The organism is Pseudovibrio axinellae (assembly GCF_900110875.1).
Taxonomy (GTDB): Bacteria; Pseudomonadota; Alphaproteobacteria; order Rhizobiales; family Stappiaceae; genus Pseudovibrio; species Pseudovibrio axinellae.
Map to the genome: position 1 here is coordinate 320,523 of NZ_FOFM01000005.1, position 13,427 is coordinate 333,949.

Here is a 13,427-nt window from a genome sequence, read left to right on the forward strand (position 1 = left end):
TGTATCACTTTCCTCAATTCTCCTGATTTTTTCTCGATAAACAAAGAGATTTCAATGTCCTGCTCTATTGTACGAGTGCAAACTTAGAAACATCAAACAGCCCAAAATCAGTAATTTTAAGGTGGGGAATAACTGGAAGAGGCAAGAATGCAACCTGCAAAAACGGTTCTGGCAGCACACAATCAAGTGACTTTGCCGCAGCCCGCAACTCTTCAAGGTGTTCCTTTACAACTTCAAACCGCTCAAGGCTCATCAACCCGGCGAGCGGCAGCTCCATTTCAGCAATCACATCACTCCCTTTCGCGACAACGAATCCCCCCTTCAACGCAACACACCGGTTTACTGCGACGGCCATCGCTTCTTCATCAGCACCAACAACGCAAATATTATGACTGTCATGCCCGACAGAGGACGCGATCGCACCGCAAGTCATCCCAAAGCCGTTAACGAACCCAGTGGCGATATTGCCTGTTTTTCCATGTCGCTCAACCACTGCAACCTTAAGCGCATCCTGCCCAAGGTCGATCTGCGAAGCGCTATCCTGAGCAGGGAGTCTCATCTTCAAATGCTCAGTGATAATCAATCCCGGTTTCACGCCAATTACAGAGGTTTCTTGCCGCGCTTGCACATCAAAGCTGTCAGCACTCACTGGCGCGGCATGGCAACTGTCCTGCAGCCCTTCCGGCTCAACCAGCTTCCGGTTGGCAAACAGCTCTGGCGTCACCAGGCGTCCAGCGCTGATGACCTCAGCAACATCACAGCTATCCAAATCATTAAGCAAAACGATATCAGCACGCCAGCCTGGAGCAATTAATCCACGATCCCTCAATCCAAACGCATTTGCTGCAGACCAGCTTGCCGCACGATATACGTCCATTGGCGCACATCCATGGGCGATCAAACGCCGAATAAGGCTATCAAGGTGCCCTTCCTCAGCAATATCAAGCGGGTTCCTGTCATCGGTACACAATGCGACGAAGCTTGATGTTTGCGGTGTCAGAACAGGTGCCAGAGCATCCAGATCCTTAGAAACGGAACCTTCCCTGATCAAAATCGTCATACCCTTAGTGATCTTCTCCAGGGCTTCTTCAGCTGTCGTAGCTTCGTGGTCAGTGCGAATTCCAGCGGAAAGGTAGCCGTTTAAGGCTTTGCCGCGCACAAGTGGCGCATGACCATCGATATGCTCATTCTCAAACTCGGCGATTTTTGCAAGTGCATCCGGGTCACCTGCAAGCACGCCAGGAAAGTTCATGAATTCGGCAAGCCCAATGACACTCGGATGCTCCTTAAATGGCAAAAGGTCGTCAATCTCCAACCGCGCGCCAGCAGTTTCAAATTGCGTCGCAGGCACACACGAAGACAGGTTCACGCGCAAATCCATGATCGTCTCAACTGAGCTATCAAGAAAGTACTGGATCCCTGCTGCGCCCGTTACATTTGCAATTTCATGAGGGTCGCAGATCGCAGTGGTCACACCGTGAGGCAAGACACATCGATCAAACTCAAAGGGAGTTACCAGCGAGGATTCCACATGCAGATGGGTATCGATAAAACCAGGGACTGCAGTTTTCCCACTGCAATCAATTTCCGTTAAGCCATGATAGGTATCGTAGGTCCCAACGATCTTCTCACCGCAAATAGCAATATCGGTCGTGGTCAAACTTCCATCAATTACGTTGAACAGCCCGACATTCTTTAACACCACATCAGCAGGGGTATTCCCTTGCCCCTGATCGATGAAAGATTTTAAACCGGCGACTTTTTGCTGGCGAGATTTCATAATGCATCCTCCCAGAGGAAGAACATCCCATGCCCTCCTCACCTATTTTTCGTGCTCATCAGCTTAGCAAAAGATTACAAGCTCCCCAATCCCACCAATACAAATGCTTGTTGGAATTGTACAAATCACTCCAGCAAGGTAATAAAACCCACAGAATTTATGGCACATCAAAGCTCAGCTCTGGTTTTGCCAAGGCTCAGTGCCTAGTTTCTAGGCACATTCGTATTTTTGCTTGCTTTTTGACGAAACCCAGACCAAACAGAGGTGCGAATTCATAGGTACAACCTTTGTATGAGTTTTGACGTAAAAAGAGCAGTCAAACTGCCGGCCTGCGGCCCAAGAGCCGCGCCTCTTGCAACTCTACAAACAAATATAATTCAGCTGGCCTGTGGGATTTCTCCCACAATTCCCCCATCTGAAACAACGCATGCCAAGCAATTGAAGCCGGATATCCAATACCGGCTCACGACCAAGGGAACTCCATGCCGAACCGTCCTGCACAATCTGATCCATTTGATCTCGTCGTTTTTGGAGGAACAGGCGACCTTGCTCACCGCAAGTTGCTGCCGTCCCTCTATCACCGCGAACCTGTTGGTCAACTTGGCGAAGGTGCCCGTATCATTGCAGTTTCCCGCCGCCCGCTTAGCGATGATGAATACCGGGACTGGGCTCGTAAAGCGATCTGCGAACACGTTGCAGACATTGATCAAGATGCACTGGAACGCTTTCTGGCACGCATCCAGTATGTATCCGTCGACGTCGCCCAAAATACCGGGTGGGAAACATTGGAGCAAACGCTAGCTGGCCGCGAAGGCGTCGTCCGCGCCTTCTACCTGTCTGTTTCTCCTGATTTCTTCGGCCCGATCTGTTCATCCCTTGGCGAACATAATCTGGTGACCGAAAAATCTCGCGTTACGATCGAAAAGCCAATTGGCAAGAACGGCAAGTCAGCCCATACCGTAAACGAAACCATCGGCTCGGTCTTTAAAGAGCATCAGATCTTTCGTATCGATCACTATCTTGGCAAAGAAACCGTTCAAAACCTCATGGCCCTGCGGTTCGCCAATGTGCTGTTTGAACCCCTTTGGAATGCAGCTCACATAGATCATGTGCAGATCACGGTGGCAGAAACTCTCGGCGTTGAAGGCCGCGCTGGCTATTACGACACCGCAGGGGCTCTGCGTGATATGGTGCAAAATCACCTACTCCAGCTGCTTTGTCTTGTCGCAATGGAACCTCCAGAATCCATGGCCCCAGACAGCGTGCGAGATGAAAAGCTCAAGGTCTTGAAAGCTCTGCATCCAATGTCTGCAGAAATGGTCGAGCGAAACACCGTGCGTGGGCAATACCGAGCAGGTGCTTCTGCTGGCGGTGCTGTAAAGGGCTACCTTGATGAACTGGGACATCCCGATTCCCACACGGAAACCTTCGTGGCAGCAAAGGTAGACATCCAGAGCTGGCGATGGGCCAACGTGCCCTTCTACCTACGTACAGGCAAGCGCCTCGCAGCTCGTGTTTCAGAGATCACCATCCAGTTTAAAGACCTGCCACACTCCATTTTCCTACCCGGAGCCGGGAGGATTGCAGCCAATAAGCTGGTTATCCGCCTGCAACCAGATGAAGGCGTCAAGATGCAGGTGATGATCAAAGACCCGGGCTCCAGCTCTATGCGCCTACGCGAAGTGCCGCTGGACATGACCTTTGCAGAGGCCTTCAACGTCCGCCAACCAGATGCCTATGAACGCCTCATCATGGACATGATCCGCGGCAACCAGACGTTGTTCATGCGCCGTGATGAAGTGGAAGCAGCCTGGAAGTGGATTGACCCGATCCTAGAGCACTGGTCACACCTCAAAGAGGCTCCAAAGCCATATACATCAGGTACCTGGGGGCCGTCTGCATCCATCGCACTGATCGAGCGAGATGGCCGTACATGGCATGATGAGAGTTACTGATAGCAGCAAAGGTGCCGAGCCATCGGCACCCCTTTACCTGCAAAAGCCCCTCTCCCGTAGCCCCCATTATCTAAGCACTAACATTCCTTTGGACAGATCAGAACCACAAGCAGAACTTAAAATTTAAATCGATTGATATCTCAAAAATACGAAGGATTCCTTTTATAGCCTCGTCCAGCGGCATCTTTAGCCCAACTCACTGCGCCTGTGAGCGCTGTGCAGAACCGAGGATATAAAGTCGCACTTTTAACTGACGGACAACTGTCAGGGGTATGCAGCAAGATTCCACCTGCAATCCATGGTACGCCCGAAACGAAAGACGGGGCATTTGTTGTAAAGGTAAGGGACCGAGGCCTGTTACGCCTTGGCGCCGTTCATGAGTGTTGAAACGCTTGTTTCGCGAAAAGGGCTTGCACAAAGGACAGGCAAACCTGCCAAACATCAAAGTTACCCGAGCGGGGACGAAAGAGACTTATTTACAAGCTTCAAAGAGAACATAAGCTCTGCCGATAACAGAGCTTAAATTTTCAAACCGGAGCAATTCATAAAACTACAGGCAACTGATGCTTTAATCAGCACGAGGGAGAAAGTGTAATGGCTCAAAACACCGAGCGTCTCGAAGCAATCATGACCGCAGCACCCGTGATTGCTGTTCTCATTGTCAATGATCCTCATAAAGCTGTCGCAATGGCCCAAGCGTTAATACGTGGCGGCATTCCAGGCATTGAAATCACGCTGCGCACTCCAAATGCACTGGACTGCATCAAAGCAATTTCAGACAGTGTCGAAGGTGCACTGGTAGGTGCAGGCACCGTCCTTACACATCATCAATACGAAGCCGCTGTTAAAGCAGGCTCTACCTTCGTTGTGTCACCGGGTGCAACCGATAACCTGATAGCAGCAGCTGAAGAGTTCACGCAGGTTCCATTGCTACCTGGTGCCAGCTCACCCTCAGAAGTGATGAAGCTCTTAGAGATCGGTTACGAGCGCCTCAAGTTCTTTCCCGCAGTCCCTGCAGGCGGCACTCCGATGCTGAAAAGTCTGTCTTCCCCATTTGCGGCGGCAAAGTTCTGCCCAACCGGTGGCATCCATATCGGCAACGCAAATGATTTCCTCGCTTTGCCAAACGTTCTGTGTGTAGGCGGTTCATGGATTGCAGACGCTAGGGCGATTGAAACCGAAGATTGGGTTGGCATTGAACAAAGAGCCCGCGAAGCTGCTGCCTTGATCGTTTAATCGTAAACCACAACGATTAAACTCATTGAATTTTATGCCCGCAGACTTACATCACAGGCCTCGGGTGAGCTGGCAAGGTAGAACACGCGCAGCCAGTCAAAAACTATTAAAAACATGGAGGCCTTGATGCCAACAGCAGATCTAAAAACAATCCTTCAACGCCTTGAAGATCATGCTCACGCCACTCGCTCATCAAAGATCAACGATCTTTTCGCATCAGACCCTTCCCGCTTTGACAAGTTCTCCCGCTCAGCAGACGATTTGCTCTACGATTTCTCAAAGAACAAGTTGACTGCAGAGACGCTTGAGTTGCTGTTCGAGCTTGCACGCGCCGCGAACGTGGAAGCTAAACGCGATGCTATGTTTGCAGGGAAGCACATCAACACGACTGAAGACCGCGCCGTGCTTCATACAGCACTGCGCAACCAGTCAGAGGCCCCGGTCATGGTCGATGGCCATGACGTCATGCCAGATGTAAACGAAGTGCTCGTCAACATGGGTGATTTCGCAGAAGGCATCCGCTCTGCAGAAATCTCCGGTTCAGCAGGCAAGAAGTTTACTGATGTGGTCAACATCGGCATTGGCGGGTCTGACCTTGGCCCGGCAATGACAACCCTTGCTCTTGCGCCGTACCATGATGGCCCAAACCTACATTACGTCTCCAACATTGATAGCGCTCATATTGCTGATACGCTTGCAGCACTGAACCCGGAAACAACACTCTTCATCATCGCCAGCAAAACATTTACCACCATTGAAACCATGACCAATGCAGCCACTGCGCGTCGTTGGATCGCCAAACACTGCGGTGAAGATGCTGTTGGCGATCACTTTGCTGCTGTATCCACTGCACTGGACAAGGTCGAGGCCTTTGGTATTCCTCAAGACCGCGTTTTTGGGTTCTGGGATTGGGTTGGAGGCCGTTACTCCATATGGTCGGCTATTGGCCTGCCTCTTATGATCGCAATTGGCCCTGATGCATTCTCAGATTTCCTGGCTGGTGGCCACGCCATGGACAATCACTTTTGCACAGCTCCAATCGAAGAGAATATCCCATTTCTCATGGGCCTCATCGGCGTATGGCATCGCAACATGATGGGCTATGACACCCGCGCAGTGCTGCCTTATGACCAGCGCCTCGCCCGCTTCCCTGCCTACCTGCAGCAGCTGGACATGGAATCCAATGGCAAACAGGTGACAAAAGATGGGGCCGCAGTTGAAACTCAGACCGGCCCAGTGGTGTGGGGGGAGCCCGGTACCAACGGTCAGCACGCATTTTACCAACTCATCCATCAAGGCACGAGCGTTATTCCATGTGAGTTCCTAGTGGCTGCCAACAACCACGAAGAAGACCTTCAAAACCATCATAATCTCCTTCTGGCAAACTGCCTGGCACAAAGCGAGGCCCTCCTGAGAGGCCGATCCTTGCAGGAAGTTGAAGACAAACTTCGAGCAGACGGAAAGTCTGAAGAAGACATTGCCAAACTAGCTCCACAAAAGGTGTTCCCGGGTAACCGGCCTTCAACGACACTGATCTATGATCGTCTCGATCCATTCACACTGGGTAGGTTGATCGCGTCCTATGAACATCGCGTATTTGTTGAAGGAGCGATCTGGAACATCAATTCCTACGACCAGTGGGGAGTTGAGCTTGGGAAGGAACTCGCAACTCAGCTTTTACCAATGGTTGAAGGCAGTCAGTCCGCAAAGAACAAAGACAGCTCGACCCAAGGTTTGTTGAAATACCTGATCAAGGCGAGGAGCCTCTAAATTTTAACAAACTTTAACCATGTTCTTTTTGTTAGTTCGCTTTCACAAGTCGAGCTGCCAGGAGGCATCGGGGTCCGGTCAAAATGGATTGGCAGCAAAAGGAGACTGGAAATGAAAAAACTTGCTCTCGTAGGCGCATGTATCAGCCTACTTGCTTTGGCTGGCTGTAACACATCCTCAAGTACTGACCGTACTCTTGTGGGTGCAGGGCTAGGTGCTGCAACAGGCGCTGCGATCGGCGCAGCAACCGGTGATGTTGGATCTGCAGTAGCAGGTGCAGCGATCGGCGGCGTTGCAGGTGGTGTTGTCGGTAACGTGACAACCCCTAAGAACTGTACGGCATATGACCAGTATGGTCGCCCATATCGGGTCAAATGCCCTTAAAGCCACACAAAAAGAACAGGTTCAGCCGTTCCAAAGGCCCTGCCAGCGCGGGGCCTTTTTTCTTGCGATAATGACAAATTTTAATATCCCGGATAAACGAGATTAACCACCTTGTCGTTTCCTCCTGTCAATTCACCGTACAGCAACCCCCGCGTTCTACCTTAAGCTTCAAACCAGCAAAGCACAGGTTAGAACGTGAAAAAAGCAATTCTGGTCACGGCAATGCTGCTCTCTCTTGGAGCGTGCAGTCAGTATAATCGAACAGACCGTGCCCTTGTCGGTGGCGGTCTTGGTGCAGCAACGGGTGCAGCCATTGGTGCAGCCTCGGGTAATGTGGGCACCGCCTTCGCAGGCGCAGGCATTGGCGCTTTAGCAGGTGGATTGATCGGGATTTATACAACACCGCGCCGGTGCGTCGGGTATGACAGACACGGGCACCCTTATTACTACCGCTGCTGACAGCTTACAGACCAAAACGGGAGCCCAAGGGGCTCCCGCTTCTCATCTCTTAACCCATGCTTTAAAAAGCTTAGGCTGCTTCTGTTTCCTGCATCAAAGCCACTTGCGGATCAACGTAAGCATACCCAAGTGTTTCAGCTACTTCTTCAACAGTAACCTGACCTTTGTAGACGTTCAGGCCTGGCAGGAACCCAGGAATGTCGCGCAGTGCTACGGCATAACCGTTGTCTGCCAGCGCAAGGACGTAAGGCAGGGTTGCATTGTTCAGGGCATAAGTGGAGGTGCGGGCCACAGCGCCTGGCATGTTAGCAACGCAGTAATGAACCACATCGTCCACGATGTAGGTTGGGTCCTGATGGGTTGTTGCATGGGAGGTTTCAAAACACCCGCCCTGATCAATCGCAACATCAACAACAACCGAGCCCGGCTTCATCGCCTTGATGTGTTCTTTGGTCACAAGTTTCGGAGCTGCAGCACCTGCAACCAGAACAGCACCAACAACCAGATCGGCTGCTAGAACTTCGTTCTCAAGCGCGGCACGGCTGGAGAATACTGTCTTCAGGCGCGACCCAAAACGAGCCGACAGCGCATCAAGCACGTCCACGTTTCTGTCCAGCACGGTCACGTCAGAGCCAAGGCCTATCGCCATTTCAATTGCGTGAGCACCAACAACGCCGCCGCCAATGACTACAGTTTTGGCAGGAGCTACACCCGGTACGCCGCCCAGAAGAACACCGGCGCCGCCATTTGCTTTTTGAAGCGCAGTTGCACCAGCTTGAATGGACAGACGTCCAGCAACCTGAGACATTGGCGCCAGCAAAGGAAGGCGACCCTTTGTGTCCTTGACGGTTTCATACGCAATGCAAACTGCACCCGATGCGACAAGGTCGGCAGTCTGCTCTGGATCTGGAGCCAGGTGCAAATAGGTGAACAGAAGATGGTCAGGACGGAGCATCTTACGCTCAACAGCCTGAGGTTCTTTCACCTTTACGATCATTTCCGCTTTTGCAAACACATCAGCTGCAGTCGGCAAGATCGTTGCGCCAACATTAACGTAGTCAGCATCACTTGCGCCAATACCAACACCAGCATTGGTCTCAACAACCACGTTATGACCATGAGCCACAACTTCACGCACGCTGTCTGGCGTCAGACCAACGCGATATTCGTGGTTTTTTATTTCCTTAGGAACACCTACAAGCATGTTTTCCTCCCACTTATCTTCGGACCTGTGTTTCTTCTTAGCTTATTGAAATATCTGCGGCAGATGCTTGCAATGTGCGCGTTAATCGGTACATTTTAGCAAACTTCTACGAATTTTCATCATTGAGACACAATAATCTGCGAAAACGGCAAAGCTATGAAACTCGACAAACTTGATAAAAAGATCCTTTACGCTTTGCAGGACAATGGACGTATTTCCAATACGGATCTGGCAGATCAAGTCGGCCTTTCTGCCTCAGCCTGCCTGCGCCGTGTGCGTAGTTTGGAAGCCGAGGGTGTGATTGAGAAATATGTCGCTCTTCTCAACCCGAAGAAACTCGGAAAACGAATGAGTGTTTTTGTCGAGATTTCACTTGGCTCCCAATCTGAAGAAGCACTGGCCACATTCGAGAAGGCTGTTAATCGATCCTCCGAGATCATGGAGTGTCACCTTATGGGTGGAGATGCAGATTATATCCTGCGCGTCATGGCAGATGACCCGGTTGATTTTGAGCGCATTCATAGAGACCACCTGACCCGCCTCCCTGGTGTTGTACGCATGCGCTCCTCGTTTGCGATCCGCTCCACCAAACAAGGCAGCGCTTTACCCATTTCGGTAGGCTAGCCTTAGTTAGGAAACCCGCAGCTTCGTAGATGAATACTCGACGCTCATCCCAAACCGCTTTATAACAACGCTTAATTGTAGATAGCCCGCAGCACTCCTGGGCTGATTGAACTTTGGAGCACGACATTGACACCGATTATCACTTGCTTGCTGGACGAACGCTACGAGCTGGCAGAGGGTCTCATTTGGGATGAGCTTACAAACCATTTGTTCTTTTGCGATATCCTCAAAAAGCAGATCCATGCAATGCATTGGGTGACAAAGGAAGTCACCAGCTGGGACTTTCCAAAAGTAGTCGGCTCCTTTGGCATTTGCAAAGATGGACGCTTGGTCGTGGCCATGAAGGATGAAATCATCCTGTTCGATACAGCTACAAAAATGTACGACACCCTCGCCCAGATAGAGCCGGACAACCCACGCACCCGCCTCAATGACGGTAAAGTTGGACCAGACGGCGCCTTCTGGGTTGGCACCATGGACGACATCAGCCCACGAACGCCAATTGGCAGCCTCTACCGTGTTACCTTGGACGGCACCACAACCAAGATCGCGACCGACATTAGAACTTCCAACGGTCTGGCCTGGTCACCAGATACCAAAATCATGTATCACTCTGATACCGGATCCGGTGAAGTCTTTGCCTACGATTTTGACCGTGACTTCGGTGCAGTGAGCAATCGCAGAACATTCCTTCAGCTCGATAACACTGTGGGCCGGCCAGATGGCGCAACCACCGACACCGACGCAAACTACTGGTCAGCCGGTGTGTCTGCTGGCAACCTGAACTGCTTTGCACCAGATGGACAACTGATCCGCTCTATTGCAATGCCAGTACCACGCCCAACCATCCCGTGTTTTGCAGGTCCCAACCTCAACACACTGGTCGTGGCAAGCCTGCGCCCTGGAGGGGACCCTGAACTCCTCAAGCAAGCGCCCAAGTCAGGCGGGCTTTTCGCAATGGACGTAGAGCATAAAGGCCTACCAACGTTCAGGTTTGGCTAACGGGCACGCCCATAAAAACAAACAGCAAAAGCACCGCATGGCCGTCCATGCGGTGTTGAGCGAGAGGACCCGCAAAACGGGTTGGGCAACGCGAACAGGCAAGGTCTGCGATACGCCCTCAGATCACCAAAGGCAGGAACACGGGCGGGATCGCGCGCTGAAGACAGCGCACGCCGCCGTCGCAAAATTATACGCAAAGCAAGCAAGGGGCAGTAACAGCCACCCCTCAATCACATCAGCCCTCTGTTTCCTTTGAAGGCCGGTCATCAATCTGATAGGGCGCCAGAACTGCCTTGGTCTTTTCAGGCAAATTCTTGCCCCAACCAGCATCCAGATTATGGTCGACGGAAACGCGGTCATCAAAGACGAAGCACTCGCCCTTCCAGAGACTTTCCTTTTCCGACACCTTCTCAAGATAGTTCAAGATACCACCCTCAAGGTGGTAGACCTCATCATAGCCCTGCTCCAGCATCAAACCCGTTGCTCGTTCACAACGAATGCCACCCGTACAGAACATCGCAACCTTTTTCTTGGCGCGCAGAGAATTGTCGTTCCGTTTCACCCAGTCAGGAAACTCATTGAAGGTTTCCGTATCTGGGTCAAGCGCACCTTCAAATGTGCCCAATGCAAACTCGTAGTCATTTCGGGTATCGATGACCACAGTGTCCGGATCAGCGATGAGTGCATTCCAGTCCTCTGGCTTCACATAGGTGCCAACAAGATCATTGGGGTCGATCTCGTTCATACCCATGTTCACAATCGCGCTCTTCAAACGAACTTTCATGCGTTTGAACGGAACTTGTTTCGCCCAGCTTTCCTTGACTGTGATGTCACTGAAACGAGGGTCATTGCGCAGGTAAGCGATCACTTCCCGCATCTGTTGTTCTTCACCAGAGATTGTTCCGTTGATGCCCTCACGAGCGATCAGCAGACTACCGCGTATGCCTCGCTCCTTGCAAAACGCAAGCAGGGGTTCACGCATATCTTCGTAGTCCGCAAACTCTACAAACTTATAGAGTGCGCAGACCAAAATGGGGGTTAGCGTAGATGTCATTCTCAGCCTTTTGGCATTATTAGCAGATACACCTATACTCATTTAAGCGCAGTCTGTCAGCAAAAGAGACATGTACATCGAAACAAAACCTCCCCCACAAGGGCGGGGAAGGTTCTTAGGCAAACACTCCGAATACGAATTAAACTCAAGACGTCTGGCAGGAATACAACTACCGCGGACGGAACGCCTCCAGGATCGCAAGTAAGGATTGCATCTGATCTGGCGTACCGCTTTGAGCAACTTTTTCGGTAGCACCAGCAGCGGCCATTGTATCCATGGAGTAAATCTGCATGACCCCCTGATTGGTCGCAGCCTGCGCCAGCGTATTCTGCTGCTGAGCCGCAGACACGTTATTCTCAAAGAGAATTCCGGTCGAATGTGCCATAGTTTGGAAAAGCGACCCCATAGCGATGGCGGGCGCTTCAGCAACCACCTTCACATTAGTTTGGGTCACCGCATCGGTGATCATTGGACTAACCGTATCTGGCATAGTCATCATCCTTCAAAATAAAAGAGAGAACTCGTGTCCGGTGGCTTCACAGAAAACCGCGTGAGCGCCCAACTGCAAACCAACCGGACACCATTTTGATATAACCCTTGAAGACGCCGCCCAGCAGCGACGTCAGAACGTGTTAGGTTGGGTTAAAGACACGCAGAATAGTAAGCAGCGTATTCAGCTGATCTGGCGTCCCGCTCTGAGCAACTTTTTCGGTAGCACCAGCACCAGCCATCGTATCCATGGAGTAAATCTGCATAACTCCCTGGTTAGCTGCAGCTTGAGAAAGAATGTTCTGCTGCTGTGCGGCAGAAACATAGTTCTCAAAGAGAATTCCGGTGGAATGAGCCATAGTCTGATAGACACTGCCCATCGCCATAGCAGGAGCTTCTCCAACGACCTTTACGTTGGATTGAGTAACAGCGTCAGTGATCATAGGGCTAACAGTAGTTGGCATTCTAATAATCCTCTTTCATACAGTTCTGGTCAAAAATCCGGTTCTGCTTTTCCTCGAACTGGCTCCAAGGGAGTACGCGCTACTACAAATTAAGGATGCATCAGAACCATTCTCATCGCTTCGGTACATCCACCAGAAAGCGAAGCTCGAAAGTTCCGGTTATTGATTGAGACTACGCAAGGTAGTCAGCAGCGCATTCAGTTGATCAGGTGTTCCGATTCCAGAAATTTTCTGAGTAGCCGATGCCCCGGCCATCGTGTTTGCACTGTAGATTTGTAAGATGCCCTGATTGGTTGTCGCTTGAGAAAGCGCTGTCGATTGAGAGGCCAATGCGACTGAGTTTTGAAAGAGAAGGCCAGTCGAATGTGCAAGAGAGCTATAAATGTGCCCCATTGCCATTGCTGGTGCTTCCCCAATCACCATCACATTGGTTTGCGTTACAGCATCAGTTACCATACCACTCTCTGGAATTTCGGGGCCAATGCCCAAAAGGTCCGCCATATATTCACTCCCACCAATTCAACCGAACTTGAGCGCAATTCGGCAAAACGCAGCCCTGCTTTACCTCTGATCAAACGCAGATAACGCGCTGACCAGAGATAAACTTTCAATTATTTCAAATTCATAGAAGTATTTAAGCAGCTTCAAAAACGTCGTTTAATTCGAAAAGTACCGACGTAGCGATGAGAGTAAACTCTCATTCACCTGCTCGCCGTCCTGTGAATCCATATGCGAGGTGCTATTAGCCGCCGCCATGGACCCGACCGAAAACATATGCAAAATTCCCTGGTTCAACGCAGATTGCGCGATGATATTCTGACGCTGTGCGTTCGCCACAGCATTTTCAAACAAAATTCCAGTCGATTGCGCTGCACTCAAATAGGTAAGCGCCATCGCAAATGCAGGCGCGACACCTAGAACTTCAACAGGGTTCGCATCAAAGGCTTCATCACCAGCGTTGTTTGAAACGCCAGATTGTTTCTCAATAGTCTTTGGCATTTTTTCT

Annotated in this window: 14 protein-coding genes and 1 pseudogene; 8 read left to right on the forward strand and 7 right to left on the reverse strand. The window is 51.0% G+C overall.

What is annotated here, in order from left to right:
- Positions 1 to 64: 64 nt before the first annotated feature.
- A complete protein-coding gene (gene ade, locus BMZ51_RS13570) occupies positions 65 to 1,780 on the reverse strand; it encodes an adenine deaminase (RefSeq protein WP_068002234.1) in 1,716 nt (571 codons plus the stop codon).
- Between the two features lie 482 nt (positions 1,781 to 2,262).
- Between ade and zwf the strand changes: the two genes are divergently transcribed.
- From zwf to BMZ51_RS13600, 6 genes and pseudogenes are all read left to right on the forward strand, one after another.
- Positions 2,263 to 3,735, forward strand: coding sequence for a glucose-6-phosphate dehydrogenase (gene zwf, locus BMZ51_RS13575; protein ID WP_068002237.1), 1,473 nt, complete (start codon positions 2,263 to 2,265; stop codon positions 3,733 to 3,735).
- A gap of 204 nt (positions 3,736 to 3,939) precedes the next feature.
- A pseudogene (locus BMZ51_RS24740) lies at positions 3,940 to 4,122 on the forward strand (hypothetical protein); the annotation flags it as partial.
- A 207-nt stretch (positions 4,123 to 4,329) separates the two neighbouring features.
- Positions 4,330 to 4,971: a bifunctional 4-hydroxy-2-oxoglutarate aldolase/2-dehydro-3-deoxy-phosphogluconate aldolase gene (gene eda, locus BMZ51_RS13585; protein ID WP_068002240.1), complete on the forward strand. Its 642-nt coding sequence runs from the start codon at positions 4,330 to 4,332 to the stop codon at positions 4,969 to 4,971.
- 126 nt (positions 4,972 to 5,097) lie between these two features.
- On the forward strand, positions 5,098 to 6,741 hold the full coding sequence (gene pgi / locus BMZ51_RS13590) for a glucose-6-phosphate isomerase (protein WP_068002831.1): 1,644 nt from the start codon (positions 5,098 to 5,100) through the stop codon (positions 6,739 to 6,741).
- Positions 6,742 to 6,852: 111 nt separating this feature from the next.
- Entirely contained in the window at positions 6,853 to 7,125 is a 273-nt protein-coding gene (locus BMZ51_RS13595; protein ID WP_068002243.1) for a glycine zipper domain-containing protein, read from the forward strand.
- Positions 7,126 to 7,320: 195 nt separating this feature from the next.
- Positions 7,321 to 7,584, forward strand: coding sequence for a glycine zipper domain-containing protein (locus tag BMZ51_RS13600; RefSeq protein WP_068002246.1), 264 nt, complete (start codon positions 7,321 to 7,323; stop codon positions 7,582 to 7,584).
- 70 nt (positions 7,585 to 7,654) lie between these two features.
- On the opposite strand, the gene ald is transcribed toward BMZ51_RS13600, so the two are convergent.
- The gene (ald, locus tag BMZ51_RS13605) at positions 7,655 to 8,788 is read right to left on the reverse strand and encodes an alanine dehydrogenase (RefSeq protein ID WP_068002248.1); all 1,134 of its coding nucleotides are present in this window, start codon (positions 8,786 to 8,788) and stop codon (positions 7,655 to 7,657) included.
- A 156-nt stretch (positions 8,789 to 8,944) separates the two neighbouring features.
- Between ald and BMZ51_RS13610 the strand changes: the two genes are divergently transcribed.
- Entirely contained in the window at positions 8,945 to 9,412 is a 468-nt protein-coding gene (locus BMZ51_RS13610) for an Lrp/AsnC family transcriptional regulator (protein WP_068002251.1), read from the forward strand.
- A 126-nt stretch (positions 9,413 to 9,538) separates the two neighbouring features.
- The gene (locus tag BMZ51_RS13615) at positions 9,539 to 10,414 is read left to right on the forward strand and encodes an SMP-30/gluconolactonase/LRE family protein (RefSeq protein WP_068002255.1); all 876 of its coding nucleotides are present in this window, start codon (positions 9,539 to 9,541) and stop codon (positions 10,412 to 10,414) included.
- Positions 10,415 to 10,649: 235 nt separating this feature from the next.
- Here the strand turns inward: BMZ51_RS13615 and trhO are convergent, their stop codons facing one another.
- The 5 genes from trhO to BMZ51_RS13640 form a co-directional block, all read right to left on the reverse strand.
- Entirely contained in the window at positions 10,650 to 11,468 is an 819-nt protein-coding gene (gene trhO / locus BMZ51_RS13620) for an oxygen-dependent tRNA uridine(34) hydroxylase TrhO (RefSeq protein ID WP_068002258.1), read from the reverse strand.
- Positions 11,469 to 11,637: 169 nt separating this feature from the next.
- The gene (locus BMZ51_RS13625) at positions 11,638 to 11,964 is read right to left on the reverse strand and encodes a RebB family R body protein (RefSeq protein WP_068002261.1); all 327 of its coding nucleotides are present in this window, start codon (positions 11,962 to 11,964) and stop codon (positions 11,638 to 11,640) included.
- A gap of 136 nt (positions 11,965 to 12,100) precedes the next feature.
- Positions 12,101 to 12,421 (reverse strand): RebB family R body protein, encoded by a 321-nt coding sequence (locus tag BMZ51_RS13630; RefSeq protein ID WP_008547907.1) that lies wholly within the window; start codon positions 12,419 to 12,421, stop codon positions 12,101 to 12,103.
- 159 nt (positions 12,422 to 12,580) lie between these two features.
- Complete coding sequence (locus BMZ51_RS13635; protein WP_068002833.1) at positions 12,581 to 12,877, reverse strand: RebB family R body protein; 297 nt, start codon at positions 12,875 to 12,877, stop codon at positions 12,581 to 12,583.
- Between the two features lie 201 nt (positions 12,878 to 13,078).
- Positions 13,079 to 13,420, reverse strand: a complete 342-nt coding sequence (locus BMZ51_RS13640; RefSeq protein WP_068002265.1) for a RebB family R body protein — start codon at positions 13,418 to 13,420, stop codon at positions 13,079 to 13,081.
- Positions 13,421 to 13,427: the final 7 nt, after the last annotated feature.

Excerpts from the sequence above, each read along its gene's own strand:
- BMZ51_RS13635 (WP_068002833.1), bottom strand. The coding sequence starts at position 12,877 with ATGGTAACTGATGCTGTAACGCAAACCAATGTGATGGTGATTGGGGAA.
- trhO (WP_068002258.1), bottom strand. The coding sequence starts at position 11,468 with ATGACATCTACGCTAACCCCCATTTTGGTCTGCGCACTCTATAAGTTT.
- zwf (WP_068002237.1), top strand. The coding sequence starts at position 2,263 with ATGCCGAACCGTCCTGCACAATCTGATCCATTTGATCTCGTCGTTTTT.
- BMZ51_RS13610 (WP_068002251.1), top strand. The coding sequence starts at position 8,945 with ATGAAACTCGACAAACTTGATAAAAAGATCCTTTACGCTTTGCAGGAC.
- BMZ51_RS13640 (WP_068002265.1), bottom strand. The coding sequence starts at position 13,420 with ATGCCAAAGACTATTGAGAAACAATCTGGCGTTTCAAACAACGCTGGT.
- ade (WP_068002234.1), bottom strand. The coding sequence starts at position 1,780 with ATGAAATCTCGCCAGCAAAAAGTCGCCGGTTTAAAATCTTTCATCGAT.
- BMZ51_RS13625 (WP_068002261.1), bottom strand. The coding sequence starts at position 11,964 with ATGACTATGCCAGATACGGTTAGTCCAATGATCACCGATGCGGTGACC.
- ald (WP_068002248.1), bottom strand. The coding sequence starts at position 8,788 with ATGCTTGTAGGTGTTCCTAAGGAAATAAAAAACCACGAATATCGCGTT.
- BMZ51_RS13595 (WP_068002243.1), top strand. The coding sequence starts at position 6,853 with ATGAAAAAACTTGCTCTCGTAGGCGCATGTATCAGCCTACTTGCTTTG.
- BMZ51_RS13630 (WP_008547907.1), bottom strand. The coding sequence starts at position 12,421 with ATGCCAACTACTGTTAGCCCTATGATCACTGACGCTGTTACTCAATCC.
- pgi (WP_068002831.1), top strand. The coding sequence starts at position 5,098 with ATGCCAACAGCAGATCTAAAAACAATCCTTCAACGCCTTGAAGATCAT.
- eda (WP_068002240.1), top strand. The coding sequence starts at position 4,330 with ATGGCTCAAAACACCGAGCGTCTCGAAGCAATCATGACCGCAGCACCC.